The organism is Bacillus sp. CGMCC 1.16541, from assembly GCF_003184905.1.
GTDB lineage: Bacteria > Bacillota > Bacilli > Bacillales > Bacillaceae_H > Priestia.
This window is the reverse complement of the sequence record NZ_QFRU01000005.1, coordinates 1-26,921: the sequence shown is the minus strand read 5'-3', so window position 1 is coordinate 26,921 and position 26,921 is coordinate 1. Positions and strand designations below refer to the sequence as shown.

Below are 26,921 nucleotides of genomic sequence, written 5' to 3'. Positions count from 1 at the left end.
GAGAAGTGGATGAAACTAACATTTTTCATGCTTTGACGTGCAGACAGGCTTGACAATAAAATTTACCACCTTTACAATTAGAATGTATATTTTCCCTTTTTCAAACATTTTTAACGCCTTTAAAAGCCTTTGTATGTATATTGAGGAATTTGAAACAATGTACATGCCGACATGAAAACTGATTACTTACAAAATTATAGCAAGGGGAGGTGACCTGATGAACACGATCTCAATCATCTCCGCTTTGCTTGGCCTAATCGTCGGTGCAGTTGTTGGCTTTTTTGTTCGTAAATCGATAGCAGAAGCTAAAATAGCAGGAGCTAAAACAGTTGCGGATCAGATTGTTGATGAAGCGAATCGTGAAGCGGATGCATTGAAAAAAGAAGCCTTATTAGAAGCGAAGGATGAAATTCATAAACTTCGTACAGAGGCTGAACAAGAAATTCGTGATCGTCGAGTGGAGTTACAAAAACAAGAAAACCGATTAATGCAAAAAGAAGAGAATCTTGATCGAAAAGACGAATCGTTGGATAAACGTGAAACGTTATTGGAGAAGAAAGAAGATTCGCTTACTTCTAGACAACAGCATATTGAAGAGATGGAAAGCAAAGTGGAAGAAATGGTGCGAAGTCAGCAAACAGAATTAGAACGCATTTCAGGTTTAACACGTGAAGATGCGAAAGCGATTATTCTTGACAAAATGGAAAATGATCTTTCTCATGATGTCGCAGTAATGATTAAAGAAGCTGAATATCGTGCAAAAGAAGAGGCAGATAAAAAAGCGAAAGAAATCCTTTCACTTGCCATTCAACGTTGTGCAGCAGATCATGTAGCAGAAACAACAGTTTCTGTTGTTAATTTGCCAAATGACGAAATGAAAGGTCGCATTATCGGTCGTGAAGGTCGAAACATTCGTACATTAGAAACATTAACAGGTATTGATTTAATTATTGATGATACTCCAGAAGCAGTAATCCTATCAGGTTTCGATCCTATCCGCCGTGAAACAGCGAGAATTGCGCTTGATAAACTTGTGCAAGACGGACGTATTCATCCGGCTCGTATTGAAGAAATGGTTGAAAAGTCTCGTCGTGAAGTAGATGAGTATATTCGAGAAGTGGGTGAGCAAACAACATTTGAAGTAGGTGTTCATGGCTTGCATCCAGATCTTATGAAGATTCTAGGACGCTTAAAGTTTAGAACAAGTTACGGACAAAATGTATTGAAGCACTCAATGGAAGTGGCTCATTTAGCAGGTTTAATGGCGGCTGAGTTAGGTGAAGATGAAACATTAGCGAAGCGTGCGGGCTTATTACATGATATTGGGAAAGCGATTGACCATGAAGTGGAAGGAAGTCACGTTGAAATTGGGGTCGAATTAGCAACAAAGTATAAAGAACACCCAGTTGTTATCAACGCAATTGCTTCTCATCATGGTGATACAGAACCAACATCAATTATTGCTGTTCTTGTGGCAGCTGCTGATGCATTGTCAGCTGCAAGACCAGGGGCGCGCAGTGAAACGTTAGAAAATTATATTCGTCGTCTAGAAAAGCTTGAAGAGATTTCTGAGTCTTATGAAGGTGTAGAGAAATCATTTGCGATTCAAGCTGGACGCGAAGTACGTATCATGGTAAAACCAGATACCATTGATGATTTAGAAGCACATCGATTAGCGCGTGATATTCGAAAGCGTATTGAAGAAGAACTGGATTACCCAGGGCATATTAAAGTAACGGTTATTCGTGAAACACGAGCAGTCGAGTACGCAAAATAAAGTGGTGTTACACCACTTTATTTTTTTATGATAAAATGTAGAGATTGGTTTCATTTTATTGAGAAGTTAGAGAGCTAATCGGGAAAGCTAAATGAAGCAGGTTTATAAATGATCTAATGCTTCATCAAGTACTTTTACATAGAAGGAGTTTTACGTAAATGAGAATTTTGTTTGTAGGAGATGTGGTGGGCTCTCCAGGGAGAGAAATGATTCAATCATATTTACCGCGATTAAAAAAGAAATATTCTCCCGCACTTACAGTTGTGAACGGAGAAAACGCAGCATCTGGAAAAGGAATTAATGAAAAAATATATCGTAACTTCTTAGAGTCTGGAGCAAATGTTGTTACATTAGGAAATCATGCATGGGATAAAAAAGATATTTTTGATTTTATTGAGGATGCGAAGAATATGGTTCGACCAGCGAATTTTCCTGAAGGAACGCCAGGAAAAGGGTTAACATTTTTCTCATACAATGGGCAAGAAATTGCGGTCATTAATTTACAAGGTCGTACATTTCTTCCTCCGATTGACTGTCCGTTTAAAAAAGCAGATGAATTAATTAAAGAAGCTAAAAAAAGAACATCTATCATTTTCGTTGATTTTCACGCAGAAGCAACGAGTGAAAAGCAAGCAATGGGCTGGTATCTGGATGGGCGTGTATCTGCGGTTGTGGGCACGCATACGCACGTTCAAACAGCAGATAACCGCATATTACCAAAAGGAACAGCTTACATATCAGATGTTGGGATGACAGGTCCTTATGATGGAATTTTAGGTGTGGATCGTGAAGTAGTGATTAAACGATTTTTGACATCATTACCTGTTCGATTTGATATTCCAAAAGATGGCCGTACACAGTTGAGTGCGGTTATTGTAGATGTCAATCCTAAAACGGGGCATGCTTCAAAGATTGAGCGTTTATTAATAAATGATGATCATCCACTATTTGATTAAAAAGTACGAAGAAAGTCGTATACCTTATAAAAGGTGTACGGCTTTTTTATATATTCTGCAAATCTATTACCAAAGACATGATAGTACTAAAAAAACTAATTAATTTAAATTTTTTGAAAAATTAGGTAAAACAAGCAGGAATACGTTTTAATTATCGTGAATATAGTAACATTGAAATTATTTAAGTCATTGGTCTAATGATCTCTCAACATACATTGTAAAGAATAAGGAGGAGCTAGATATGGAAATATTAAAAGTTTCAGCAAAATCTAATCCAAATTCAGTTGCTGGTGCCCTTGCCGGAGTATTGCGAGAAAGAGGCGCTGCGGAAATCCAAGCAATTGGAGCAGGTGCACTAAATCAAGCAGTGAAAGCAGTAGCAATCGCCAGGGGATTCGTTGCTCCAAGTGGTGTTGATTTAATTTGTATTCCAGCCTTTACTGACATTCAAATAGATGGCGAAGAGCGCACAGCTATTAAACTGATTGTGGAACCAAGATAAAATTAATTGACCTGTTGTCACAAGGCAGCAGGTCATTTTTATATTTCATCGAGAAGAAAGGGGCAGCGACTGTTGGCTATTTTTGATGCACACTGTGATGTGTTAATGAAGTTGTGGCTAAATAAATACCTTTCATTTAATCAAGATCCAGCTTTGCACGTAACGTATAAAGAAATGAAGCAAACAGGTGCGAAAGTACAGCTATTTGCCATTTACATTCCAGAAGGTGTACCTTGTGAACACCGGTTTGACGTTGCGTTAGAGATGATTCACTTATTTTATACGAAGGTTTTAATAAAGCCTAAAATGAAACTTGTTCGGTCTAAAAAAGACCTTGATCAATTAAAAGAAGATGAAATAGGAGCAATCTTAACTCTTGAAGGTTGTGACGCAATTGGGCATAGTCTTATAAGACTACAAACGTTGCTTCGGTTAGGTGTAAAATCCATCGGTTTAACGTGGAACTATAGCAATGACGTTGCGGATGGCATATTAGAAGAAAGAGGTGCAGGGTTATCTTCATTCGGAAAAGAAGTCGTGAATGAAAATAATAAGGAAAAAGTTTGGACTGATGTTTCTCATCTATCCGTAAAAGGTTTTTGGGACGTAATGGATCATGCAAACTACGTGATTGCATCACATTCTAATGTGTATCGTCTCTGTTCTAACCCTCGAAACTTAAATGATGATCAAATTCGAGCAATCATTAAAAAAAATGGTGTAATGGGTATTACGTTTGTACCAGAGTTTTTAAATGTGACGGGTGAAGCTAGTTTAAAAGATGTATTGAACCATATTGAATATATATGCGCTTTAGGTGGAGAATGTCATATGGGATTTGGGTCGGATTTTGATGGAATTGATAAGACGGTATATGGACTACACTCATATCGAAACTATGAACAATTAATTAATGAGTTAGATAAACATTATTCGGCTACCCAAGTACAAGGTTTTCTTTATGATAATTTTGCAAAAAGGTTACCATAAAGCAAAGAGAAAGGGTTGCAATTTTAAGGTGATGAGACTAGAATGAAAGGCGAATTAAGTGGCTAACTAAACAGTGTTATTAAGTTTAAGCAGCAGTTTGAACTATCATCAGCACCGATGATGGTGTGACTGTTAGCGTTTTTATAACAATTCCTATATTTTTTATTGGATATAAGCCTCTAATTCTAGTTATTTCATAAAAAAAGTGCTACAATTTATAGTTATAAATATTATTTCAATACGATGTATTGTAAATTAAAGGGGTGTAATACATGACAAAACAACTTTCGTGGAAAGTTGGTGGACAGCAAGGAGAAGGTATTGAAAGTACAGGTGAGATTTTCTCCATAGCTTTAAATCGCTTAGGGTATTATTTATATGGATATCGCCATTTCTCATCAAGGATTAAAGGTGGGCATACAAATAACAAAATTCGTGTAAGTACAACGGAAGTTCGCTCTGTTTCGGATGACTTAGATATTTTAGTGGCATTTGATCAAGAAACAATTGATGTTAATTTTCATGAACTACGAGATGGTGGAATTGTCATTGCTGATGCAAAATTTAATCCGACTATTCCTGAAAGTGAAACAGTGACACTTTATTCAGTGCCATTTACAGAGATTGCAACGGAATTAGGCACATCTTTAATGAAAAACATGGTCGCTGTAGGTGCATCTAGTGCAGTATTACATATGGATATTAGTGCTTTCCAAGAAGTCGTACAAGAAATTTTCGGACGAAAAGGACAACAAGTCGTTGACAAGAATATGGAAGCGATAAAGCGCGGCGCTGAATATATTTCTGAACAGTTAGGTGATGGATTAGAAACGATGCACCTTGAGCCTGCTGACGGGAAGAAGCGTATGTTCATGATTGGTAACGATGCAATTGCTCTAGGAGCGCTTGCTGGAGGAGCACGCTTTATGCCAGCTTATCCAATTACTCCTGCTTCGGAAATCATGGAGTACTTAATTAAAAAGCTTCCGGAATTTGGAGGCACAGTTATCCAAACAGAAGATGAAATTGCAGCTTGTACAATGGCTATTGGTGCAAACTATGCAGGTGTTCGTTCATTAACAGCTTCTGCAGGGCCAGGATTATCATTAATGATGGAAGCCATTGGATTAGCAGGTATTACAGAACAGCCGGTTGTCATCGTGGATACACAACGTGGTGGTCCAAGTACAGGGTTACCAACTAAACAAGAACAATCAGATTTAATGGCGATGATTTATGGTACACACGGTGAAATTCCTAAGATTGTCATGGCACCAAGTACAGTAGAAGAAGCGTTCTATGATACGATTGAGGCATTTAACTTGGCTGAAGAATACCAATGTCCAGTTATTTTAATTACAGACTTACAACTTTCACTCGGAAAGCAAACTATTGAGCCTTTAGATTATCATAAAATTGACATTCGTCGTGGCAAGCTTCAATTAAATGAAGAATTACCAGAGCTAGAAAACAAAGCGTATTATAAGCGTTACGAAGTTACAGAAGATGGTGTATCACCACGTGTCATTCCTGGCATGAAAAATGGTATTCATCACGTAACGGGTGTGGAACATGACGAAACAGGTAAACCGTCAGAGAGTGCGCAAAATCGTCGTGATCAAATGGATAAACGCCTTCGTAAAACGGAAGATATCCAGTTCCCTACACCAGTTTATAAAAATGTAAAACATGAGGAAGCGGATATTCTATTTGTAGGCTTTAACTCAACGCGAGGTGTCATTGATGAAGCGATGGCTCGACTTGAAAGTGATGGATTGAAAGTAAATCATGCACATGTTCGACTTCTTCATCCATTCCCAACAAAAGAGCTGTTACCACTTGTGAAAGCAGCGAAAAAAGTAGTAGTCGTTGAAAACAATGCAACAGGACAACTTGCAAACATTATGAAAATGAACGTAGGAAATGCTGAAAAAGTAACAAATATTCTTAAATATGATGGAAACCCATTCCTGCCACAAGAAGTTTATTCAAGAAGCAAGGAGTTGTTTTAAATGGCGACGTTTAAAGACTTTCGTAACAATGTAAAACCAAACTGGTGCCCAGGGTGTGGTGATTTCTCTGTGCAAGCAGCTATCCAGCGTGCTGCAGCAAATATTGGATTAGAACCACATGACTTAGCTGTTGTCTCAGGGATTGGTTGTTCAGGTCGGATTTCAGGTTATATTAACTCATATGGATTCCATGGAATTCATGGACGTGCTCTCCCAATTGCGCAAGGAGTAAAAATGGCTAATCGTGATTTAACAGTCATTGCTTCAGGTGGGGATGGTGACGGATTTGCTATCGGAATGGGTCACACTGTTCATTCGATTCGTCGAAACATTGATATCACATACATTGTGATGGATAACCAAATTTATGGTCTGACAAAAGGACAAACATCTCCAAGAAGTGATGTTGGTTTTAAAACAAAAAGTACGCCTCAAGGTTCTGTTGAATCGGCTTTATCAGTTATGGAATTAGCTTTAACAGCAGGTGCAACATTCGTAGCACAAAGCTTTTCGACAGACTTAAAGGAACTAACGAGTTTAATTGAGCAAGGAATAAATCATAAAGGTTTCTCACTGATTAACGTATTTAGTCCGTGTGTTACGTATAACAAAGTAAACACGTACGACTGGTTTAAAGAAAACTTAACAAAATTAAGCACAATTGAAGGATATGATCCTCATAACCGCGTACAAGCGATGCAAACATTAATGGAACATAATGGCCTTGTGTCAGGATTGATTTATCATAATAAAGATCAAAAGTCATACCAAGAGCTCGTTCACGGTTATAAAGAGGACTCACTAGCTCATGCTGACTTAAATATGGATGAAGAGAAATTTAATAAACTAGTAGCTGAATTTATGTAATCGATTTTTGCACCTAAGAGGATGCAAAGTGTGGCTTAGAGATTTGTCTGCACTGTCTATTCGTACTTAGTTAAAATCATGAGAAAGATTACGACAACAGCTTAAATAAAATAGATAACTCTGACTGAAGAATTTAGGCAATTCTTTGGTCAGAGTTTTTTGTTTCTTTCTTTAAAAATATTCTCATTTTATGAACATAAAATGAAAAGTAAATAAACGTTTAGATTTTATTTTCATTGCACACGATTGTCTTTTTAACGTGGACTGAACTATTTACGGAAATTTTTAATAATGCTAGTATATTAATATATAAAGCGTTTTCATAAAAGGGGAGAGTGTTCGTTGTGAGTGGAATGATGAAGGCGATCATTAAACATCATCGTGGATTTGGTGCGAGACTTGAAGAAGTGCCAATACCAACTATTAAAGAAGATGAAGTGTTAATAAAAGTGAAGGCTACATCAATATGCGGAACGGACGTTCACATTTATACATGGGATGATTGGGCTTCATCTCGTATAAAGACTCCGTATGTATTCGGGCATGAATTTGCGGGTGAAATAGTAGAAATAGGGGAAAAAGTGATGAATATTCAAGTTGGCGATTCTGTATCAGCGGAAACTCATCTTGTTTGTGGGAGTTGTCCCCAATGTTTGACGGGGCAATATCACATTTGTCAAAAAACGCAAATTATTGGTGTAGATACACAAGGGTGTTTTGCGGAATATGTAGCGATGCCAGCTAAGAATATATGGAAAAACCCATCTAAAATGCCTTATCACGTTGCTTCTATTCAAGAGCCGATGGGAAATGCAGTTCATACTGTTTTATCAGGGGACATCGCTGGAAAGACAGTAGCAGTAATGGGGTGTGGCCCAATTGGTTTAATGGCTGTAGGTGTAGCGAAAGCTGTAGGAGCATCGGCCGTTCTTGCTATTGATTTAAATGATTATCGTTTAAGTATCGCGAAGAAAATGGGAGCTACACACGTTATTCATGCAGGAAATGGTAATCCTGTAGAAGAAGCCCTTAACATAACAAACGGTCACGGTGTAGATGTTGTATGTGAGATGTCAGGTCATCCTGTGGCAATGAATCAAGGATTTAAAATGGTGACAAATGGAGGTAGAGTTTCAATTCTTAGCTTACCCGTTAAGCCTGTACAGTTAGATGTAACAAATGACATTGTGTTTAAAGGAATTACAGTACAAGGAATTACTGGCAGAAAGATGTTTCAAACATGGCAACAAGTATCCAATTTACTACATTCTCATCAAATAGATGTTGCACCGCTTATTACGCATCGGTTACCATTCGAAGAGTTTGAAGCGGGATTTGAACTTATGATGCAAGGGAAATGCGGGAAAGTAGTTCTGCATCCATAATAATAAAAAAGGAGCGTGTTTATATGAAAGGGTTTGAGTATTTACAAGAAGAGTTAGATCAGATGAAAAAGGAAGGTACATTTCGACAACTAGTTTCAATTGAGTCTGAACAAGGATCGAAAGTTATCATTAATGGCCAAGAAGTCATTCAACTATCCTCTAACAATTATTTAGGATTAACAACACACCCAAGATTAAAACAAGCAGCTTTAAAAGCTGTCGAAACGTACGGAGCGGGTACAGGATCAGTGAGAACAATTGCGGGAACTTTTTCAATGCACGATCAATTAGAGAAGAAACTAGCAAAATTTAAGCATACAGAGGCAGCACTCGTGTTTCAATCAGGATTTACAACCAATCAAGGTGTGCTTTCGTCTATTTTAACAGAGAAAGATGTTGTTATTTCAGATGCGTTAAATCATGCTTCTATTATTGATGGAATTCGTTTAACGAAAGCAGCTCGTAAAGTTTATAAACATGTCGACATGAACGATTTAGAAAAAGCATTGCAGGAAACTAAACAATATCGTAAGCGTGTCATTGTCACAGATGGTGTTTTTTCAATGGATGGGAACATCGCGCCGTTGCCTACAATTGTAGAACTTGCTGAAAAATATGATGCTCTTGTGATGGTTGATGATGCGCATGCTTCTGGTGTGTTAGGAGAAAATGGAAGGGGGACAGTCAATCACTTCGGTTTAGACGGTCGTGTACATATTCAAGTTGGCACATTAAGTAAAGCCATTGGCGTGTTAGGCGGATATATTGCAAGTACGCAAACATTAATTGATTATTTAATTCATAAAGGGCGACCATTTTTATTTAGTACATCTCATCCCCCTGCTGTAACGGCAGCTTGTATTGAAGCAGTGGACGTATTGCTAGAAGAACCAGAGCTCATTGAAAAGCTGTGGGCTAACACGACGTTTTTTAAAGATGGGCTACGCAAACTTGGCTTTCAAACAGGAACAAGTGAAACACCTATTACGCCGGTCATGGTTGGAGATGAATCGCTTGCACATCAATTCTCTGATAAGTTGTTAGAATATGGTGTGTTTGCACAAGGTATCGCATTTCCGACTGTTGAAAAAGGAAAAGCTCGTGTTCGAACGATTGTAACTGCACAACACTCGAAAGAAGAATTAGAACAAGCATTACAAGTTTTTGAAAAAGCAGGGAAGGAGCTTGCTATTCTAAACTAAATACATGTAGAACATGAGCCATGATACAAGGTCGGTCATGGTTCTTTTAAAAGAATAAATCATGAAGAAATAGAGAGGGAAACAGTAGGTATGTTGTCACAGATGTTTCACTCTCTAAAGGATTCATATATTGTGTTCAGTGAGGTAAAGTTATATACTTACATAATGTGATTGTTTTTATTTTGTAGTATGTGAAAGGAGATTCATAATGAACGAAAATCAACGTCTAGAAAGCACACAAGTAACTCCTTCGGACAAAAAATCCGAAAAGGATTACAGTAAATATTTCCAAACTGTTTATATGCCACCTTCATTGAAGGATGCAAAAAAACGTGGGAAAGAAGACGTTAAATATCATAAAGACTTTGAAATTGATGAAAAGTTCAGAGGTATGGGCAATGGCCGTAAGTTTTATATTCGTACGTATGGCTGTCAAATGAATGAACACGACACAGAAGTAATGGCTGGAATTTTCTTAAGCCTTGGATATGAGATTACAGACACGGTGGACGATGCGCATGTAATCCTGTTAAATACGTGTGCAATTCGTGAAAACGCAGAAAATAAAGTGTTCGGTGAACTTGGACATTTAAAAGCATTAAAGCGTGAACGTCCAGACCTATTGATTGGTGTTTGTGGCTGTATGTCTCAAGAAGAATCAGTTGTTAATAAAATCTTGCAGAAGCATCAACATGTTGACATGATTTTTGGAACGCATAATATTCATCGTCTTCCACACATTTTAAGCGAAGCGTATCTGTCAAAAGAGATGGTTATTGAGGTGTGGTCAAAAGAAGGAGATGTTATTGAAAACCTTCCAAAAGTGCGTAAAGGTAACATCAAAGCATGGGTTAACATTATGTATGGCTGTGATAAATTCTGTACGTACTGTATCGTTCCTTATACGCGTGGCAAAGAACGTAGCCGTCGTCCAGAGGATATCATTCAAGAAGTACGTCACTTAGCAGCACAAGGATATAAAGAGATTACACTATTAGGTCAAAACGTAAACGCATACGGGAAAGATTTTGAAGATATTGAGTATGGTTTAGGTGATTTAATGGATGAAATCCGTAAAATTGATGTAGCTCGTATTCGTTTTACGACAAGTCATCCACGTGATTTCGATGATCGTTTAATTGAAGTGCTTGCAAAAGGTGGAAATCTTGTTGATCATATTCATTTACCAGTGCAGTCTGGAAGTTCTGATGTATTAAAAATTATGGCACGTAAATATGACCGTGAACGCTACATGGAGCTTGTTGGAAAGATTAAAGAAGCCATTCCAAATGTTTCGTTAACAACAGATATTATTGTTGGGTTTCCAAATGAAACAGAGGAGCAGTTTGAAGAAACGATGTCTTTATATCGTGAAGTAGGATTCGATAGTGCATACACATTTATTTATTCTCCTCGTGAAGGGACACCCGCAGCGAAGATGACAGATAATGTACCTATGGAAGTGAAGAAAGATCGTCTTCAACGTTTGAATGCGCTTGTAAATGAAATTTCAGCACAGAAATTAAAAGAATACGAAGGAAAAATCGTTGAAGTGTTAGTTGAAGGGGAAAGTAAGAATAATCCGGACGTGCTGGCAGGTTACACGCGTAAAAGTAAACTAGTAAACTTTAAAGCGCCAAAATCTGTAATTGGACAACTTGTGAAAGTAAAAGTATTAGAAGCAAAAACTTGGACATTAAACGGGGAAATGGTAGAAGAAGCGGCAGAGGTGAGATAAAATGGGGAACTTTACAAAAGAGCAAATTATTGAACAAGCAAGACAATTAGCAAAGATGATTTCTGAAACAGAAGAGGTTGATTTTTTCAAACGTGCGGAAGCACAATTGAATGAAAATCAAAAAGTACGTGAGAAAATTGCGAGTATTAAAAGTCTACAAAAGCAAGCTGTAAACTTTCAGCACTATGGAAAAGTAGAAGCTTTAAAACAAGTAGAAGCGAAAATTGACGCGCTAACAGAAGAACTAGATGAGCTTCCAATTATTCAACAGTTCAAAGAATCTCAAGCTGATGTGAATGGTTTACTTCAATTAGTTTCCACAACGATTTCAACACATGTAACAGATCAAATCATTACGGCGACTGAAGGAGATCTTCTTCGCGGTGAAACAGGATCTTATGTAAAAAATAGTCCTGCTGGATCAAGTTGTCATTAATAAAAACTCCTAGAATGCTTAACGGCTTCTAGGAGTTTTTATTTTTCTTCTAAAGTTGTCACGTTTATGGGCGTATGTGCATACAATGAAACATAGCGTTTTTATGAGTTTTTTTCATAAAGTTTTTCAAATAATGTGCAAACAAGCGATACAACCTGCATAGGATTAAATGAAGATAGTTTGAGGAGGGTATGCTCATATGTCACAACAGTTTAGAGAGATTATTACAAAAGCAATAGTAGGAAAAGGGCGTAAATTCACACAGTCATCTCACACAATTGCTCCACCTAATAGTCCGACAAGCATTTTAGGGTGCTGGGTTATTAATCATCAATATGATGCGCAAAAGCGAGGTAATACAGTCGAAGTTGATGGCACATATGACATTAACGTTTGGTATTCTCATAAAGATAATACAAAAACAGAAGTTTGTACAGAAACGGTGTCATACAAAGATGTAATCAAACTTCGTTATAAAGACGAAGATGCTATTGGGGAAGATTTTGAAGTAATTGTCCGCGTACTTCAACAACCGAATTGTTTAGAAGCAACGATTTCTCCGAACGGTAATAAAACGATTATTCAAGTAGAGAGAGAGTTATTAGCCGAGATTGTGGGAGAAACAAAAGTGTGTGTAATGGTTAATCCAGATGGCTGCAACGAAGAAGATGAATTTGATTTAGATGTAGACGACGATGAGTTTGAAGATTTAAATCCAGATTTCATTTTAGGTGATGACGAGTAAGAAACTAGGAAGCATGTCTTCCTAGTTTTTTTATGTTGTCATTTTCTGTGCATGAAGTTTAAAAACAACCTATGCTATAATAAATAAACAGTAGACAAAGAGTATGGAGGAGTAGTATGGCTACATATACACCAATGATACAGCAGTATTTAACGATTAAGGCAGAGTATGAAGATGCCTTTTTATTTTTTCGTCTCGGGGATTTTTACGAAATGTTTTTTGAAGATGCAACACGAGCATCTCAAGAGTTAGAGATTACATTAACGAGTCGTGATGGTGGGGGAGCAGAACGTATTCCAATGTGTGGCGTTCCGTACCATTCAGCTCCAACATATATTGAGCGTTTAGTGGAAAAAGGATACAAAGTTGCAATTTGCGAACAAGTTGAGGACCCTAGACAAGCAAAAGGTGTAGTAAAGCGTGAAGTCGTACAAGTTATCTCACCTGGTACATTAATGAATGAAAAAGGTCTTCATGAAAAAGAGAACAACTTTATTAGTTCAGTTACAGTATTTGAAGATGGCACGTATGGAATTGCATTTTCAGATTTATCTACAGGTGAAAATAGCGTCACGTTGCTTACAACGTCTTGGGAAGATGTCGTAGCTGAACTTTATATACGAGAAGCAAAAGAGATTGTGGTGGATGCGGAATTTTCAGCGGAACGTTTACAACAGTTAAAAGAGCGAAAAGTCATTACCGTTTCATATGAAAACAATGCGACATTAGACTCCAACTTTGAACATTTAGTTGAAGAATTGCAACAACAAAAGCTAGTGGCCACATTTGCGAGATTAGTCAATTATTTAATTCGTACACAAAAAAGGTCATTAGAGCATTTGCAATCTGTTCAGTTTTATCAAATTAATCAATACATGAAAATCGATTTGTTCTCAAAAAGAAACCTTGAATTAACAGAAACAATTCGAACGAAAGGCAAAAAGGGCTCTCTTCTATGGTTGTTGGATAAAACAGTGACAGCAATGGGTGGTAGGTTATTAAAAACATGGATTGATCGTCCTTTGCTTCAACAACAGGAAATTGAAAACCGTTTAAATATGGTTGAGACGTTTATGAATCAATTTTTTGAACGAGAAGAACTTCGAGAGCTTTTAACAGACGTTTATGACTTAGAGAGATTAGCAGGACGAGTGGCGTTTGGGAATGTGAATGCACGTGATTTAATTCAATTAAAAAAATCGTTGCAAAAAATACCTGAGATTCAACAAGTTATTTTACGTTTAAATCATTCATATGCAACGGAATTAGTTGAAGGAATGGACCCTTGTGAACGTTTAGAGCAACTATTAGAAAGAGGATTAAAAGATCATCCTCCGTTATCGATAAAAGAAGGTGACATTATTAAAGATGGTTATCATGACCAGCTTGATCAATACCGTGATGCGAGTCGTAACGGAAAGTCATGGATTGCAGCGCTAGAGCAAAGAGAACGAGAAAAAACAGGAATTAAATCATTAAAAATTGGCTATAATCGTGTCTTTGGTTATTACATTGAGGTGACAAAAGCCAATCTACACTTACTTCCTGAAGGGATGTATGAGCGAAAGCAAACCTTAACGAACGCGGAACGTTATATTACGCCAGAGTTAAAAGAAAAAGAAACGTTAATTTTAGAAGCCGAAGAGAAAATTGTCCAATTAGAATACGATTTGTTTTTACAAATTCGTGATGAAGTCAAAACATACATTCCACGACTACAAGCTCTTGCAAAAGTTGTGAGTGAATTAGATGTGTTGCAATGTTTCGCTAAAATTAGTGAAGAGCGTCACTATACAAAACCAACTTTTTCAACCAATCGTGATATTAACATTGAAAATGGTCGTCATCCTGTTGTAGAAAAAGTGATGAACGCTCAAGAATATGTACCGAATGATTGTGTGATGTCCGATGATAGTCAAATGTTATTAATTACGGGTCCAAATATGTCTGGTAAAAGTACGTACATGCGTCAAGTTGCTTTAACAGCTATTTTAGGACAAATTGGTTGTTTTGTTCCTGCAGATCGAGCAATACTTCCGATATTTGATCAAGTATTCACTCGTATTGGAGCAGCGGACGATTTAATTTCTGGACAAAGTACATTTATGGTTGAAATGTTAGAAACGAAAAATGCTGTTGCTAATGCAACACAATCGAGTTTAATTTTGCTAGATGAAATTGGTCGTGGTACATCGACATATGATGGAATGGCACTGGCCCAAGCTATTATTGAATACATTCATGAGCATATTGGGTGCAAAACTCTATTTTCAACACATTATCATGAGTTAACGGTACTTGAAAAAGAATTATCCATGTTAAAGAATGTTCATGTTAGTGCAATTGAAAAGAATGGAAAGGTTGTTTTCCTGCACAAAATTAAACAAGGAGCAGCTGATAAGAGTTATGGAATTCATGTCGCAGAATTAGCTGAACTTCCTGAATCATTAATTGAACGTGCTCGCATTATTTTAAATGAATTTGAGCAACCGAAAGAAAAAGATATCATCAAAGATGAAGCGATGAAAGTGGATCACAATGTCGGGAAAGAGGAACAAAAAGAAGTTGAAACCGTAACGACAGCGTCACAGCTCTCTTTCTTTGAAGCAGAACAAAAGAAAGAAGCAAAACAAATGACATCTTTAGTAAAAAGTGAAAAAGCGGTACTCAATCAATTGAGGGACTTAGATGTGTTAGAGATGACACCACTTGATGCGATGAATGCTTTGTATCAATTGCAGAAGTCGTTAAAGAAAAAGTAGGTAGGTGGTGAAGAGATGGGCAAGATTGTTCAACTGTCTGATGAGCTTTCAAATAAAATTGCAGCAGGCGAAGTAGTAGAAAGACCTGCATCTGTTGTGAAAGAACTGGTTGAAAATGCGATTGATGCTAATAGTACAGTTATTGAAATTGACCTTGAAGAAGCTGGATTGTCTAAAATAAGAATCCTAGATAATGGTGACGGTATTGAACAAGAAGATTGCTTAACAGCATTTAGACGTCACGCCACAAGCAAAATTAAAACAGAGAATGATTTGTTTCGAATACGTACACTTGGGTTTAGAGGAGAAGCACTACCGAGTATTGCATCTGTTTCTGAATTAGAGTTAAAAACCAGTACAGGAAAAGATGCGGGTACACACTTAGTTTTACGTGGTGGACAGATTGTTAAGCATGAATTAACATCTAGTCGCAAAGGGACAGATATTGTTGTTCAAGGACTCTTCTTTAACACACCAGCTCGTTTAAAGTATATGAAAACTGTTAACACAGAGCTTGGAAATGTAACGGACGTTGTCAATCGTCTCGCTATGGCGCACCCAACTGTCTCGTTTAAATTAACTCATCAAGGTAGACAACTTCTGTATACGAATGGAAATGGAGATGTGAGGCAAGTATTAGCAGCTATCTACGGAATCGGAGTAGCAAAGAAAATGATTCCTATCTCTGTTCAGTCGTTAGATTATGAAGTAGAGGGATTCGTTGCTTTACCTGAGATAACAAGAGCATCGCGAAACTATATGTCTACCATTATCAATGGTCGTTTTGTGAAAAATTACGGACTAACAAAAGCAATTCAACAAGGTTATCATACTCTTTTACCTATTGGGCGCTATCCAATTGTGTTTTTAAATATAAGAATGGATCCTTTGTTAATTGATGTGAATGTACATCCTGCAAAACTAGAGGTTCGATTAAGTAAAGAAGCAGAATTATATGAGTTAGTGGAACAAGGGGTAAAGGGGGCATTTAAAAAGCAACAACTTATTCCAGATGTAGTTGTGTCACAGAAGCCTCGTTTTATAAAGCCGGAAGAAGAACAACAAACGTTCACATTTACACATGGAGTACAGTCAACAGAAGGTGTAGGTGTGTCGGCAGAAGGCTATTCAAGGAAAAACGATTATGCTCCTGTACAATATGAATATAAAGAAAAGGCTCAAGCTGAATCAAAAGAAGACCTCGTATTCGAGAGGGAACCAGTGCTTTCTTCTATTCAAGCACATAGAGAAGAGCTTGAGGTGACCGATAACGAAGAAACTATACCACCATTGGTAACAGATATAAAAGATAAAGAAAAAACACCTAGAGTTCCACCTTTGTATCCAATCGGTCAAATGCATGGCACATATATACTCGCTCAAAATGAAAAAGGCTTGTATATTATTGATCAACACGCTGCACAAGAGCGCATTAAGTACGAGTATTACCGTGAAAAGTTAGGTGAAGTGGACACGGAAGTTCAAGAGTTGCTAATGCCCATTACACTTGAGTATTCAGCGAATGAAGCGATGATACTAGAAGAATATAAATGTGAATTAGAAAATGTCGGAGTTTTTCTTGAAACGTTTGGACAGAATACGTATCTTGTGCGTGCACACCCTCAATGGTTTCCAAAAGGAGAAGAAAAGCAAATCATTGAAGAAATGATTGAACAAGCGTTGACGATGAAGAAAGTGAATATTGGAAAGTTGAGAGAAGAAGCAGCAATCATGATGAGTTGTAAAGCATCTATTAAGGCAAATCAGCATTTGCGTAACGATGAAATTTTTACGTTACTTGAAACGCTGCGTCATACAACAGATCCTTTCACGTGTCCCCATGGACGACCCATTATCATTCATCATTCTACGTATGAGATGGAAAAGATGTTTAAGCGAGTGATGTAAAAAGTCCCCCCTAATCTATGAAGTTCTGTCAGAACAATAGAAAGGGGGGACTTTGTTCTATTTTAGAATAAATATGAAGGCGGTTTTTTATTTTTTATAAAAATATATCTGTTTAAACCATGTTCTAAATAATCAATGAAAAATCAAAGTGGTTAAGGACATAAAAAGAGAAACAGCGTTCAAAGAACATGCTCTTTGAACGCTGTTTCTCGTAAGTCTTATTGTTTTTTAAATAAATCTATAAAAGCATGAGAAATTTCAATTCCTTGATATAAAAATAAGCTGAAGGCTGTTACTGAGAACATCCCCATCATTACTAATCTCATCCACATCATCATTATTTCCTCCTCGGTTTTTAAATGTATGAGTATAACCGAGAACGAACAACATAATTAGATTGATAAAAGATAGGTGTAAGAATAATCATTTTCCTGAAAAAAACAGCATGAGAGCGTTGAACTAGTACCAACTTAATAGCTACATGTAAAAGAATCATGAGTGTAACTAGTGTAATGGCTGTTTTTTTATCGTTCCCATCGCCATCTAAGAGTAACAACTCATGTGCGATATCAGTTGCTACAAAGCTTTGTTGATCATCCAGTACAACATGAACAGGGGCATGAAAAATCGTTAATTGAAAAGTAAATAAAAAGATAAACATATACATTGGAAATAAAGTTAATCTTTTCATTTTTCGACCTCCCCCTTTCACGATACACTTTATTTTTACTATCATACAACAAAGCTTTTAAATTGCAAATGAAAAACATTCCAGTCTATAAACTATATCAATCAATCTAGAAAATATGACAGGATGTATGACTAGATATAAGAGCGATCATCTATTATAATAAACTTGCATTGTTTTATGAATAATTTATACAAAATTGGACAAGATAAGATGATGTGAATAATGTACATAAATGAAAGTAGTGTTGTTATGTTGGGAGAGAAGCAGAAAGTCATTGTGCTCATCGGTCCTACTGCCGTTGGAAAAACGAAGCTAAGTATTGAAATAGCTAAAACGTTTAATGCAGAGATTATTTCTGGTGATTCAATGCAAATTTATAAAGGAATGGACATTGGCACAGCGAAAATAACAGAAACAGAGATGGAGGGTATTCCTCATCATTTAATCGATATTAAAGATCCAACCGAATCTTTTTCAGTCGCTGAGTTTCAAACACTTGTGAGAGAAAAAATCACACAAATTCATGCTAAAGGAAAAGTGCCGATGATTGTAGGTGGAACAGGCCTATACATTCAGTCGGTGATTTATGATTATCAATTTGCTGAGGACAAAAAGGATTCTGCTATAAAATGGGAGCTTGAGCAGTTAGCAAATATCAAAGGCATTGACTTTTTATATGAAAAACTTCAAAAGGTAGATCCTGAAAGTGCTAAGAGTATTCACAAAAATAACGAGCGTCGTGTCATTCGTGCGTTAGAAGTATATGAAGAAACAGGCAAAAAGTTCAGTGATTATATAAAAGAACAATCACATGAATTAATCTATGATGTCATATTGATTGGTTTAACAATGGATCGAGAGACTTTGTATCAACGGATTAATCAGCGTGTGGATATGATGATGAATGAAGGGTTGTTACAAGAAGTTCAAGGGTTATATCACAAAGGAGTTCGTGATACACAATCCATTCAAGCGATTGGATATAAAGAACTGTATGCATACCTTGAAGAAGAAGTATCTCTTGACGAAGCTGTAGAACAGCTTAAACAAAATTCAAGGCGCTACGCGAAGCGTCAATTAACATGGTTCCGTAATAAAATGCCTGTTCATTGGTTTGACGTCACAGGTGACAAATTTCACGAAATGTTCGCTGAAATTTTTACATATATTGCAGGAAAGCTCAAATGAAAAATCGAATAACTAAGAGTAGAGAAAAAGAGGAGGCCGAATAATGAAACAGACAATTAATATTCAAGACCAATTCCTAAATCAACTTCGTAAAGAAAATGTTTTTGTAACTGTATTTTTATTAAATGGTTTTCAATTAAGAGGGCTAATTAAAGGGTTTGATAACTTCACAGTACTACTAGAATCTGAAGGTAAGCAGCAATTAATTTATAAGCATGCGATTTCCACTTTTGTTCCAAGTAAAAATATTACGGTGGAATTAGAATAGAACGTAAATCCCGTACAGTTGTGCGGGATTTTTCATTTGTTTTGTAACATTGTTTCCTAATTTGAAACATACATCTATAGTAATGGGTTAAATAGTGAGGAGCCTTATTTCTCGGGTAACCGCAAAATGTGACAACAAGAAGACAGATGAAAAGTCGATATATGCAAAATTGTATGAAAATGGGCGATTGTCACACATATTCACCTATGACGTATACTAGTATGAAATGAGAGGTGAACGCTCTTGGATCAGCCTATCACATTAAAAAACAATGGACAGATTAACATTATATTAAATAATGAAACAAAAAAAGGGAATATGTACTCGACTTCAATTCCGCAACCTACAAAACAAAAGAAAATCATTGTGAATCATGAGCCTTTAAAAGACATCGAAAAAGAAATGGAAAACTTAATAGGTATGGGTGAGTTGAAGAAAATTGTAAAAGAAATTTATGCGTGGTTATACATTAATAAAAAGCGCGAAGAAGCTGGATTAAAAGCTGGAAAGCAAGCACTCCATATGATGTTTAAAGGAAATCCAGGTACAGGAAAAACAACTGTAGCCAGACTATTAGGAAAGTTATTCTTAAATATGAATGTTCTAACGAAAGGACATTTAATTGAAGCAGAACGAGCAGACTTAGTAGGTGAATACATCGGTCACACTGCCCAGAAAACACGAGATTTAATAAAAAAAGCAATCGGTGGGATTTTGTTTATTGACGAAGCTTATTCATTAGCAAGAGGCGGAGAGAAGGATTTTGGTAAAGAAGCGATTGACACCCTGGTGAATCATATGGAAGCACAACGAGAGAATTTTATTTTAATTTTGGCAGGTTATCCAAAGGAAATGGATAACTTTTTATCACTAAATCCAGGGTTACGCTCACGATTTCCGTTTGTTTTGCACTTTCCTGATTATGAAGTAAAAGAATTGATGGACATCGGAATGAGTATGCTTGATGAACGACAATATACATTAAGCACAGACGCATACAATCGACTAAAAGATCATTTCATGGATATTAAATATGGAGGAAATACGAAAGATTTCAGTAACGGAAGGTATGTTCGTAATGTCATTGAGCTCTCTATTCGAAAACAAGCGATGCGTTTATTAGAAGAGGATAATTACGCAAAAGATGATTTACTAACATTAAAAGCAGCAGATATTCAGTTTAAATAAGAGAGATAGCGTGTAAAAGTGAAAACAGCTAAACAAAGAAGCCCCTATCCATCCGTCGAGAAAAGTCGATGAATCGATAAGGGGTTTGTTCGTTTTAGCAGCTTTATTTTAAGTGTTTTCTACGAACTATCATCACAAATACAATAAAAGTGATGATGAAAAGCCTTTACGTAAACACGGTTGAGTAAGTTAGAATAAGTGCAACATTGTCAGTCTCTGAATAGCCGTACAGAGTTTCACCTGTTGCGATATGACCTAGGTCAAGGAGTTCGCGAGTACCAGAAATAAAAACTCCGTTTGTTGTATCTACATTTGAGGCTCCGATATATATCACACCAGCTTGTAAAAAAACACGATTTCCATTTCCTGTAACAATGAGTGTAGGTGTGTTAGCAGGAATGACAACTCTTTGTACTGTAGCCAGCTTCCTCACTTCCTTCATCTAAAGTTAATCCACTATATAAGGTATGTTAAAGGAAACTAGAATCATGCTTTTATTTTGATAACCCGAGAGATCGAATAGGTAATCGCCATCTATACATGTATGAACATACACGTAGTCCGACTAAGAGAACGAATAATGTGTATAGCTCAAAAGGTGTATTTGTAATGCCTAATCCAATTGCGACACCTGCAATAATGGCCCATACAGCATAAATTTCTTCTCGAAGAACAGTTGGTTTTCTTCCAGCTAGAAGGTCGCGAATGATTCCGCCACCGCTTCCTGTTAATACAGCAGCAACAATGATAGCGCTCATTGTATGGTTCATATGAGACGCATACAACGCTCCTTGAATAGCAAATGCGGCTAATCCAATCGCGTCAAAAAAGTTCCCCCATTTACGCCAATGCTTTAGTAGGTTATTTGGAAATAAAAAGACAGCTGTAATTGATAATAATGCGATATTAAAAAATAGTTGTTGTTCCCATAAAGCTGAAACCGGTACGCCAATTAATAAATTTCGAATGGCTCCACCACCGAAAGCTGTGACAATACCAAGTATGTATACCCCTAAAATATCATACTCTTCTTCCATGGCAATAATCGCCCCACTGACCGCAAATGCCACTGTACCAATTATACTTAATACATCCCATGTCATACACGTAGTCCCCTCTTCTAAGTTGTAAGCATTTCAAATTTTATACAGGATGGAGCGGAATTTCAATGCTTTTCTATAAGTTAAATGCATGTTTTTTTATATTAAGCTTATGCAATGATTCAAAAGGGTGTTATAGAGAAAAAATACTTTTTTTGATATGATAAATATAACTTTTCATAAAGGTTACATTTACTACATAAAAAACGACAACTGATAAGTGAAAGAAGGAACGCTCAATTGACCATAGAGATTAAAAATGAAAAAGAAAAAGTCATCTTAGTTGGTTGTCAGTTACACGATGATGACGAACGATTTGACTATTCATTAGATGAATTAGCGTCTTTAACAGAAACGGCAAACGGAGTAGTTGTCATGAAAATGACACAAAAACGTGACCGTATTCATCCAGCTACATATATAGGAAAAGGAAAAGTGGAAGAACTTCTTCACTTAGAGGAAGAATTAGAGCCTGACATCATTATCTTTAATGATGAATTATCTCCAAGTCAAATTCGGAATTTATCGAGTGAATTATCTGCACGAATCATTGACCGCACACAATTAATTTTAGATATTTTTGCGCAACGCGCTCAAACGCGAGAAGGGAAACTACAAGTTGAGTTAGCGCAGCTAAATTATTTGTTGCCTCGTCTTGTTGGTCAAGGGACGTCATTATCCCGACTAGGTGGAGGGATTGGAACAAGAGGGCCCGGCGAGACTAAGCTTGAGAGTGATCGCCGACATATTCGTGGACGCATTGATGAAATTAAAAAGCAATTGAAAACCGTAGTCGGACATCGTGAGCGTTACCGTGAGCGACGTAAGCGTAATAAAGTGGTTCAAGTGGCCATTGTTGGCTATACAAATGCTGGTAAGTCAACGCTCTTCAATCGCTTAACAGAAGCGAGTATTTATGAAGAGAATCAACTCTTTGCGACCCTTGATCCAACAACTAGGCAATATGTGTTGCCATCTGGATTCACTGTACTTTTAACCGATACAGTCGGTTTTATTCAAGACTTACCGACCACACTAGTAGCTGCATTCCGATCAACTCTTGAAGAAGTGACGGAAGCGGACTTTATTCTACATGTTGTAGATTCAGGGAATGCTGATTATGATAATCATGAAAAAACAGTGTATCAATTATTAGATGAGTTAGATGTGACAAACATTCCTATATTGACTGTTTACAACAAAAAAGATATCCAGCATGAAAAGTTTGTACCAAGCACCCTAAAATCTGTACGTATTAGTGCATTTAATGAATCTGATTTACAGCAGTTAGGAACGATTCTGCAAAATGATTTTAAAAGAGAAATGGAATTCTTTCATACTTTGCTCTCACCAACAAAAGGAAAATTGTTAGCATCATTAAAAAGAGAGTCTATTGTTGAATCGATTGAGTTTCGAGAAGATTTAGAACTGTATGAGTGCAAAGGATATATTCAAAAAGAACATCCTTTTTATCAACAACTAGGTAAAGACAAAGAAAGTTGAGGAGTTTGCGTAATGTTTGAGCAATTAAAAAATGGAGAAGTAATTCGTGATCTAGCTTGTAAAGTTGAAGAACAAATTAAACCAATTCATGAGGAAATCGACCGTATCATTGAAATCAATCAATTTCGCGTGTTACAAAGTTTTAGAGAAAATAAAGTAAGTGATGTTCACTTTATCCCATCTACTGGATACGGATACGATGATATAGGGCGTGACACGTTAGAGAAAGTATATGCTGATATCTTTGGAGCAGAAGCATGCCTTGTTAGACCACAAATTATTTCTGGAACGCATGCAATTGGAATTTCATTATTTGGTGTCTTACGTCCTGGAGATGAACTTCTTTACATCACTGGAAAGCCATATGATACGTTAGAAGAAATTGTAGGTATCAGAGGTGATGGAATAGGTTCATTAAAAGAGTTTAATATTAGCTATAAAGCAGTTGATTTAAAAGCAGGTCAACTAGATTATGATGCAGTTAGACAGTCTATTCATGAACATACGAAAATGATTGGAATTCAACGATCAAAAGGATATGGAACACGCCCTTCTTTTACAGTAAACGAAATTAAAGATATGATTGCATTTGTTAAAAGCATAAAGCCGGGTGTCATCGTTTTTGTAGATAACTGTTATGGGGAATTTGTTGAAACCGTTGAGCCTACACACATTGGTGCAGACTTAATGGCGGGATCGCTAATTAAGAATCCTGGTGGTGGTTTAGCTAAAATTGGTGGCTACATTGCTGGGCGTAAAGATTTAGTAGAAGCATGTTCGTATCGTATGACAACACCTGGTATCGGAGCAGAAGCCGGCGCTACATTATATAGTCTTCACGAAATGTATCAAGGCTTCTTTTTAGCTCCTCATGTAGTCGGGCAAGCTTTAAAGGGTGCTGTTTTTTCATCTGCGATGTTTGAAGAATTAGGATTAAATACAAATCCAAAGTGGGATAGTAAGCGTACGGATCTTATTCAATCTGTTCAATTAGAAAACCGAGAAATGATGGTAGCATTTTGCCAAGCTATTCAATATGCTTCTCCTGTTAATGCTCATGTTACCCCATACCCAGCATATATGCCAGGATATGAAGATGATGTAATCATGGCTGCAGGTACGTTCATTCAAGGTGCGAGTTTAGAGTTAACAGCAGATGGCCCGATACGTCCACCTTATATTGCGTACGTACAAGGTGGCTTAACGTATGCGCATGTCAAAGTAGCAATTTGTATGGCTCTTGATCAGTTAATGGAAAAAGGGTTATTGCACTCAGTAAAATAAGGAGGGGAGTTCCTCTCCTTATTTTTACTATTTATCACTTGAAAATTTTAATGTTAGTTTTTCTAACATATGGTTGACAGATAAACTAACATGACATACAATGTAATTAATCAATTAAAGGAGGAACTGAGATGAGTGACAACATTAGAAGAAATACGCCACTATTCCCAATTGGAATTGTGATGCAATTAACAGAGTTGTCGGCTCGCCAAATTCGTTATTACGAAGAACATGGATTAGTAACACCAGCTAGATCCGAAGGTAAAAGAAGATTATTTTCTTTTAATGATGTAGATAAATTACTCGAAATAAGAGAACTTATTGAACAGGGAGTAAACTTAGCAGGTGTGAAACAATTATTTCATGTAAAAGAGGCAGAAGGTACACATTCTCCAAACGAACAAGTGGCGGAAGCGAAAAAGCCTGAATTAACAGATGAACAGCTTCGAAAGTTACTTCGTACAGAACTAATGCAAGCCGGTCGTTTCAGTCGTGCTGCATTAAATCAAGGAGATATGTCTCGGTTCTTTCATTAATACTTAAAAATTAAAATATTTGTATGTTTTATGAAACATACTCATATAAAACTTTTTACGAATTTTAGGGGAGGATTATATAATGGCAAAGTACACAAAAGAAGATATTTTCAAAAAAGTTCAAGAAGATAACGTGAAGTACATTCGTTTACAATTCACTGATATTTTAGGAACAATCAAAAACGTTGAAATCCCAGTAAGTCAATTAGAAAAAGCGTTAGATAACAAAATGATGTTTGACGGTTCTTCAATTGAAGGATTTGTACGTATCGAAGAATCTGATATGTACTTATATCCAGATTTAGATACATTTGTAGTATTCCCATGGACATCTGAAAAAGGGAAAGTAGCACGTTTCATTTGTGATATCTACAATCCAGATGGTACGCCATTTGATGGAGATCCACGTAACAACCTAAAACGTATCTTGAAAGAAATGGAAGAATTAGGATTCTCTGACTTCAACCTTGGACCTGAGCCGGAGTTCTTCTTATTCAAATTAGATGAAAAAGGTGAGCCGACATTAGAGCTAAACGATAAAGGTGGCTATTTCGACTTAGCACCAACAGATCTTGGCGAAAACTGCCGTCGTGACATTGTATTAGAGCTAGAGGAAATGGGCTTTGAAATCGAAGCATCTCACCATGAGGTAGCTCCTGGTCAACACGAAATTGACTTTAAATATGCAGGTGCATTAAAAGCTTGTGATGACATCCAAACATTTAAACTAGTGGTAAAAACGATTGCACGTAAACATGGTCTTCATGCAACATTTATGCCAAAACCATTGTTCGGTGTAAACGGTTCTGGTATGCACTGTAACGTTTCTCTATTCAAAGATGGGGAAAATGCATTCTATGATACAACAGGTCACTTAGAATTAAGTGAAACAGCTCATCAGTTTATTGCTGGTATCATCAAGCATGCACCTAACTTTACAGCTGTAACAAACCCAACTGTAAACTCGTATAAGCGTTTAGTACCTGGTTACGAAGCTCCTTGTTACGTAGCATGGTCTGCTCGCAACCGTAGTCCATTAATTCGTATTCCAGCTTCTCGTGGTATCGGTACACGTGTTGAAGTACGTAGTGTAGATCCAGCTGCTAACCCTTACTTAGCAATGGCTGTATTACTAAAAGCTGGCTTAGATGGAATTAAGAACAAACTTGAAGCTCCAAAACCAGTAGATCGTAACATCTATGTTATGACAAAAGAAGAGCGCATCAAAGAAGGTATTGTTGACTTACCAGCAACTTTAGCTCAAGCGCTTGAAAACTTCAAATCAGACGAAGTTATCGTATCTGCATTAGGTGAACACTTAGCTGAACACTTTGTTGAAGCGAAAGAAATTGAGTGGGATATGTTCCGCACACAAGTTCACCCATGGGAACGCGATCAATACATGAGTATGTATTAATGCTTAGAACCCTTGACACTATTGGTGTTAAGGGTTTTTTCATCTATGGTACACATGGGCAAGTTTATTTTGACTATTATAAGGATCAAATATTGCTCCCTGTCGACAGTGATATAAAATAAAAAGTCTCTTCGAATAAATGAGTTATTCAAAGAGACTTTTTATTTTTTAGGGCAGTATATGTTTCTAACATTGACTCTAACGTTTCTGATAACTCAATGTATTCAGAGTTTGCAGGTCCACTGTTAAAGAAGATGGTATTTAACTTAATTCTCATGTTAAATAATTGTGTAAGTCTATTTTTTTGGATTTGTTTTTCATTCTTTTTTTTCATTATACACCTCAGAGATTGAATGCTGCGTATAACCGTCTTCTTAAAAAGGTGTAGAATCTAAGATGTTTATTGGTTACTGTCAACAACGATTCAAATTTCCCCAATTTCAACGAAATGAAATTCCCCATTATG

At 36.7% G+C, this 26,921-nt stretch carries 23 protein-coding genes; 20 read left to right on the top strand and 3 right to left on the bottom strand.

Annotation, left to right across the window (positions count from 1 at the left end):
* The first annotated feature begins 217 nt into the window (after positions 1 to 217).
* The 13 genes from rny to mutL all read left to right on the top strand — a co-directional run bounded on the left by rny (position 218) and on the right by mutL (position 17,280).
* A complete protein-coding gene (gene rny / locus DIS06_RS08135; protein WP_110112761.1) occupies positions 218 to 1,777 on the top strand; it encodes a ribonuclease Y in 1,560 nt (519 codons plus the stop codon).
* A 158-nt stretch (positions 1,778 to 1,935) separates the two neighbouring features.
* Complete coding sequence (locus DIS06_RS08130) at positions 1,936 to 2,733, top strand: TIGR00282 family metallophosphoesterase (RefSeq protein WP_110112760.1); 798 nt, start codon at positions 1,936 to 1,938, stop codon at positions 2,731 to 2,733.
* A gap of 241 nt (positions 2,734 to 2,974) precedes the next feature.
* Positions 2,975 to 3,235 (top strand): stage V sporulation protein SpoVS, encoded by a 261-nt coding sequence (spoVS, locus tag DIS06_RS08125; RefSeq protein ID WP_003181955.1) that lies wholly within the window; start codon positions 2,975 to 2,977, stop codon positions 3,233 to 3,235.
* A 72-nt stretch (positions 3,236 to 3,307) separates the two neighbouring features.
* Positions 3,308 to 4,225, top strand: a complete 918-nt coding sequence (locus DIS06_RS08120; protein ID WP_110112759.1) for a dipeptidase — start codon at positions 3,308 to 3,310, stop codon at positions 4,223 to 4,225.
* A gap of 272 nt (positions 4,226 to 4,497) precedes the next feature.
* Positions 4,498 to 6,237, top strand: coding sequence for a 2-oxoacid:acceptor oxidoreductase subunit alpha (locus tag DIS06_RS08115; RefSeq protein ID WP_110112758.1), 1,740 nt, complete (start codon positions 4,498 to 4,500; stop codon positions 6,235 to 6,237).
* Complete coding sequence (locus DIS06_RS08110; protein ID WP_110112757.1) at positions 6,238 to 7,104, top strand: 2-oxoacid:ferredoxin oxidoreductase subunit beta; 867 nt, start codon at positions 6,238 to 6,240, stop codon at positions 7,102 to 7,104.
* Positions 7,105 to 7,457: 353 nt separating this feature from the next.
* Complete coding sequence (gene tdh / locus DIS06_RS08105) at positions 7,458 to 8,489, top strand: L-threonine 3-dehydrogenase (protein WP_481746852.1); 1,032 nt, start codon at positions 7,458 to 7,460, stop codon at positions 8,487 to 8,489.
* 23 nt (positions 8,490 to 8,512) lie between these two features.
* On the top strand, positions 8,513 to 9,691 hold the full coding sequence (locus DIS06_RS08100) for a glycine C-acetyltransferase (protein WP_110112756.1): 1,179 nt from the start codon (positions 8,513 to 8,515) through the stop codon (positions 9,689 to 9,691).
* A 208-nt stretch (positions 9,692 to 9,899) separates the two neighbouring features.
* Positions 9,900 to 11,429 (top strand): tRNA (N6-isopentenyl adenosine(37)-C2)-methylthiotransferase MiaB, encoded by a 1,530-nt coding sequence (gene miaB / locus DIS06_RS08095; protein ID WP_110112755.1) that lies wholly within the window; start codon positions 9,900 to 9,902, stop codon positions 11,427 to 11,429.
* A gap of 1 nt (position 11,430) precedes the next feature.
* Positions 11,431 to 11,865: a YlbF/YmcA family competence regulator gene (locus DIS06_RS08090; RefSeq protein ID WP_110112754.1), complete on the top strand. Its 435-nt coding sequence runs from the start codon at positions 11,431 to 11,433 to the stop codon at positions 11,863 to 11,865.
* Between the two features lie 199 nt (positions 11,866 to 12,064).
* On the top strand, positions 12,065 to 12,610 hold the full coding sequence (locus tag DIS06_RS08085; RefSeq protein ID WP_110112753.1) for an outer spore coat protein CotE: 546 nt from the start codon (positions 12,065 to 12,067) through the stop codon (positions 12,608 to 12,610).
* A gap of 116 nt (positions 12,611 to 12,726) precedes the next feature.
* Positions 12,727 to 15,372: a DNA mismatch repair protein MutS gene (mutS, locus tag DIS06_RS08080; protein ID WP_110112752.1), complete on the top strand. Its 2,646-nt coding sequence runs from the start codon at positions 12,727 to 12,729 to the stop codon at positions 15,370 to 15,372.
* A 15-nt stretch (positions 15,373 to 15,387) separates the two neighbouring features.
* The gene (mutL, locus tag DIS06_RS08075) at positions 15,388 to 17,280 is read left to right on the top strand and encodes a DNA mismatch repair endonuclease MutL (RefSeq protein WP_110112751.1); all 1,893 of its coding nucleotides are present in this window, start codon (positions 15,388 to 15,390) and stop codon (positions 17,278 to 17,280) included.
* Positions 17,281 to 17,635: 355 nt separating this feature from the next.
* Here mutL and DIS06_RS08070 read toward each other — a convergent pair whose 3' ends face one another.
* Positions 17,636 to 17,971, bottom strand: coding sequence for a hypothetical protein (locus DIS06_RS08070; RefSeq protein WP_110112750.1), 336 nt, complete (start codon positions 17,969 to 17,971; stop codon positions 17,636 to 17,638).
* 249 nt (positions 17,972 to 18,220) lie between these two features.
* Here DIS06_RS08070 and miaA point away from each other — a divergent pair, with 249 nt between their 5' ends.
* The 3 genes from miaA to spoVK all read left to right on the top strand — a co-directional run bounded on the left by miaA (position 18,221) and on the right by spoVK (position 20,615).
* Complete coding sequence (gene miaA / locus DIS06_RS08065) at positions 18,221 to 19,159, top strand: tRNA (adenosine(37)-N6)-dimethylallyltransferase MiaA (RefSeq protein ID WP_110113022.1); 939 nt, start codon at positions 18,221 to 18,223, stop codon at positions 19,157 to 19,159.
* Positions 19,160 to 19,202: 43 nt separating this feature from the next.
* Complete coding sequence (gene hfq / locus DIS06_RS08060; protein WP_110112749.1) at positions 19,203 to 19,427, top strand: RNA chaperone Hfq; 225 nt, start codon at positions 19,203 to 19,205, stop codon at positions 19,425 to 19,427.
* 243 nt (positions 19,428 to 19,670) lie between these two features.
* The gene (spoVK, locus tag DIS06_RS08055) at positions 19,671 to 20,615 is read left to right on the top strand and encodes a stage V sporulation protein K (protein WP_110112748.1); all 945 of its coding nucleotides are present in this window, start codon (positions 19,671 to 19,673) and stop codon (positions 20,613 to 20,615) included.
* A 166-nt stretch (positions 20,616 to 20,781) separates the two neighbouring features.
* Here the strand turns inward: spoVK and DIS06_RS08050 are convergent, their stop codons facing one another.
* Entirely contained in the window at positions 20,782 to 21,057 is a 276-nt protein-coding gene (locus DIS06_RS08050) for a hypothetical protein (RefSeq protein ID WP_110112747.1), read from the bottom strand.
* Between the two features lie 52 nt (positions 21,058 to 21,109).
* Positions 21,110 to 21,718, bottom strand: a complete 609-nt coding sequence (locus DIS06_RS08045; RefSeq protein WP_110112746.1) for a trimeric intracellular cation channel family protein — start codon at positions 21,716 to 21,718, stop codon at positions 21,110 to 21,112.
* Positions 21,719 to 21,955: 237 nt separating this feature from the next.
* Here DIS06_RS08045 and hflX point away from each other — a divergent pair, with 237 nt between their 5' ends.
* From hflX to glnA, 4 genes are all read left to right on the top strand, one after another.
* Positions 21,956 to 23,218 (top strand): GTPase HflX, encoded by a 1,263-nt coding sequence (gene hflX, locus DIS06_RS08040; RefSeq protein WP_110112745.1) that lies wholly within the window; start codon positions 21,956 to 21,958, stop codon positions 23,216 to 23,218.
* Between the two features lie 12 nt (positions 23,219 to 23,230).
* A complete protein-coding gene (locus DIS06_RS08035; protein WP_110112744.1) occupies positions 23,231 to 24,502 on the top strand; it encodes a methionine gamma-lyase family protein in 1,272 nt (423 codons plus the stop codon).
* A gap of 131 nt (positions 24,503 to 24,633) precedes the next feature.
* The gene (locus tag DIS06_RS08030) at positions 24,634 to 25,038 is read left to right on the top strand and encodes a MerR family transcriptional regulator (protein WP_110112743.1); all 405 of its coding nucleotides are present in this window, start codon (positions 24,634 to 24,636) and stop codon (positions 25,036 to 25,038) included.
* Positions 25,039 to 25,120: 82 nt separating this feature from the next.
* The gene (glnA, locus tag DIS06_RS08025) at positions 25,121 to 26,455 is read left to right on the top strand and encodes a type I glutamate--ammonia ligase (protein WP_110112742.1); all 1,335 of its coding nucleotides are present in this window, start codon (positions 25,121 to 25,123) and stop codon (positions 26,453 to 26,455) included.
* The last annotated feature ends 466 nt before the right edge of the window (positions 26,456 to 26,921 follow it).

Bases quoted from the DNA above. Each gene is read 5' to 3' on its own strand.
- hfq (WP_110112749.1), top strand. From the start codon at position 19,203: ATGAAACAGACAATTAATATTCAAGACCAATTCCTAAATCAACTTCGT.
- tdh (WP_481746852.1), top strand. From the start codon at position 7,458: ATGATGAAGGCGATCATTAAACATCATCGTGGATTTGGTGCGAGACTT.
- DIS06_RS08130 (WP_110112760.1), top strand. From the start codon at position 1,936: ATGAGAATTTTGTTTGTAGGAGATGTGGTGGGCTCTCCAGGGAGAGAA.
- DIS06_RS08100 (WP_110112756.1), top strand. From the start codon at position 8,513: ATGAAAGGGTTTGAGTATTTACAAGAAGAGTTAGATCAGATGAAAAAG.
- DIS06_RS08110 (WP_110112757.1), top strand. From the start codon at position 6,238: ATGGCGACGTTTAAAGACTTTCGTAACAATGTAAAACCAAACTGGTGC.
- glnA (WP_110112742.1), top strand. From the start codon at position 25,121: ATGGCAAAGTACACAAAAGAAGATATTTTCAAAAAAGTTCAAGAAGAT.
- DIS06_RS08115 (WP_110112758.1), top strand. From the start codon at position 4,498: ATGACAAAACAACTTTCGTGGAAAGTTGGTGGACAGCAAGGAGAAGGT.
- DIS06_RS08070 (WP_110112750.1), bottom strand. From the start codon at position 17,971: ATGAAAAGATTAACTTTATTTCCAATGTATATGTTTATCTTTTTATTT.
- DIS06_RS08045 (WP_110112746.1), bottom strand. From the start codon at position 21,718: ATGACATGGGATGTATTAAGTATAATTGGTACAGTGGCATTTGCGGTC.
- mutL (WP_110112751.1), top strand. From the start codon at position 15,388: ATGGGCAAGATTGTTCAACTGTCTGATGAGCTTTCAAATAAAATTGCA.
- spoVS (WP_003181955.1), top strand. From the start codon at position 2,975: ATGGAAATATTAAAAGTTTCAGCAAAATCTAATCCAAATTCAGTTGCT.
- DIS06_RS08035 (WP_110112744.1), top strand. From the start codon at position 23,231: ATGTTTGAGCAATTAAAAAATGGAGAAGTAATTCGTGATCTAGCTTGT.
- DIS06_RS08050 (WP_110112747.1), bottom strand. From the start codon at position 21,057: ATGAAGGAAGTGAGGAAGCTGGCTACAGTACAAAGAGTTGTCATTCCT.
- rny (WP_110112761.1), top strand. From the start codon at position 218: ATGAACACGATCTCAATCATCTCCGCTTTGCTTGGCCTAATCGTCGGT.
- DIS06_RS08030 (WP_110112743.1), top strand. From the start codon at position 24,634: ATGAGTGACAACATTAGAAGAAATACGCCACTATTCCCAATTGGAATT.
- miaA (WP_110113022.1), top strand. From the start codon at position 18,221: ATGTTGGGAGAGAAGCAGAAAGTCATTGTGCTCATCGGTCCTACTGCC.
- DIS06_RS08090 (WP_110112754.1), top strand. From the start codon at position 11,431: ATGGGGAACTTTACAAAAGAGCAAATTATTGAACAAGCAAGACAATTA.
- miaB (WP_110112755.1), top strand. From the start codon at position 9,900: ATGAACGAAAATCAACGTCTAGAAAGCACACAAGTAACTCCTTCGGAC.
- mutS (WP_110112752.1), top strand. From the start codon at position 12,727: ATGGCTACATATACACCAATGATACAGCAGTATTTAACGATTAAGGCA.
- DIS06_RS08085 (WP_110112753.1), top strand. From the start codon at position 12,065: ATGTCACAACAGTTTAGAGAGATTATTACAAAAGCAATAGTAGGAAAA.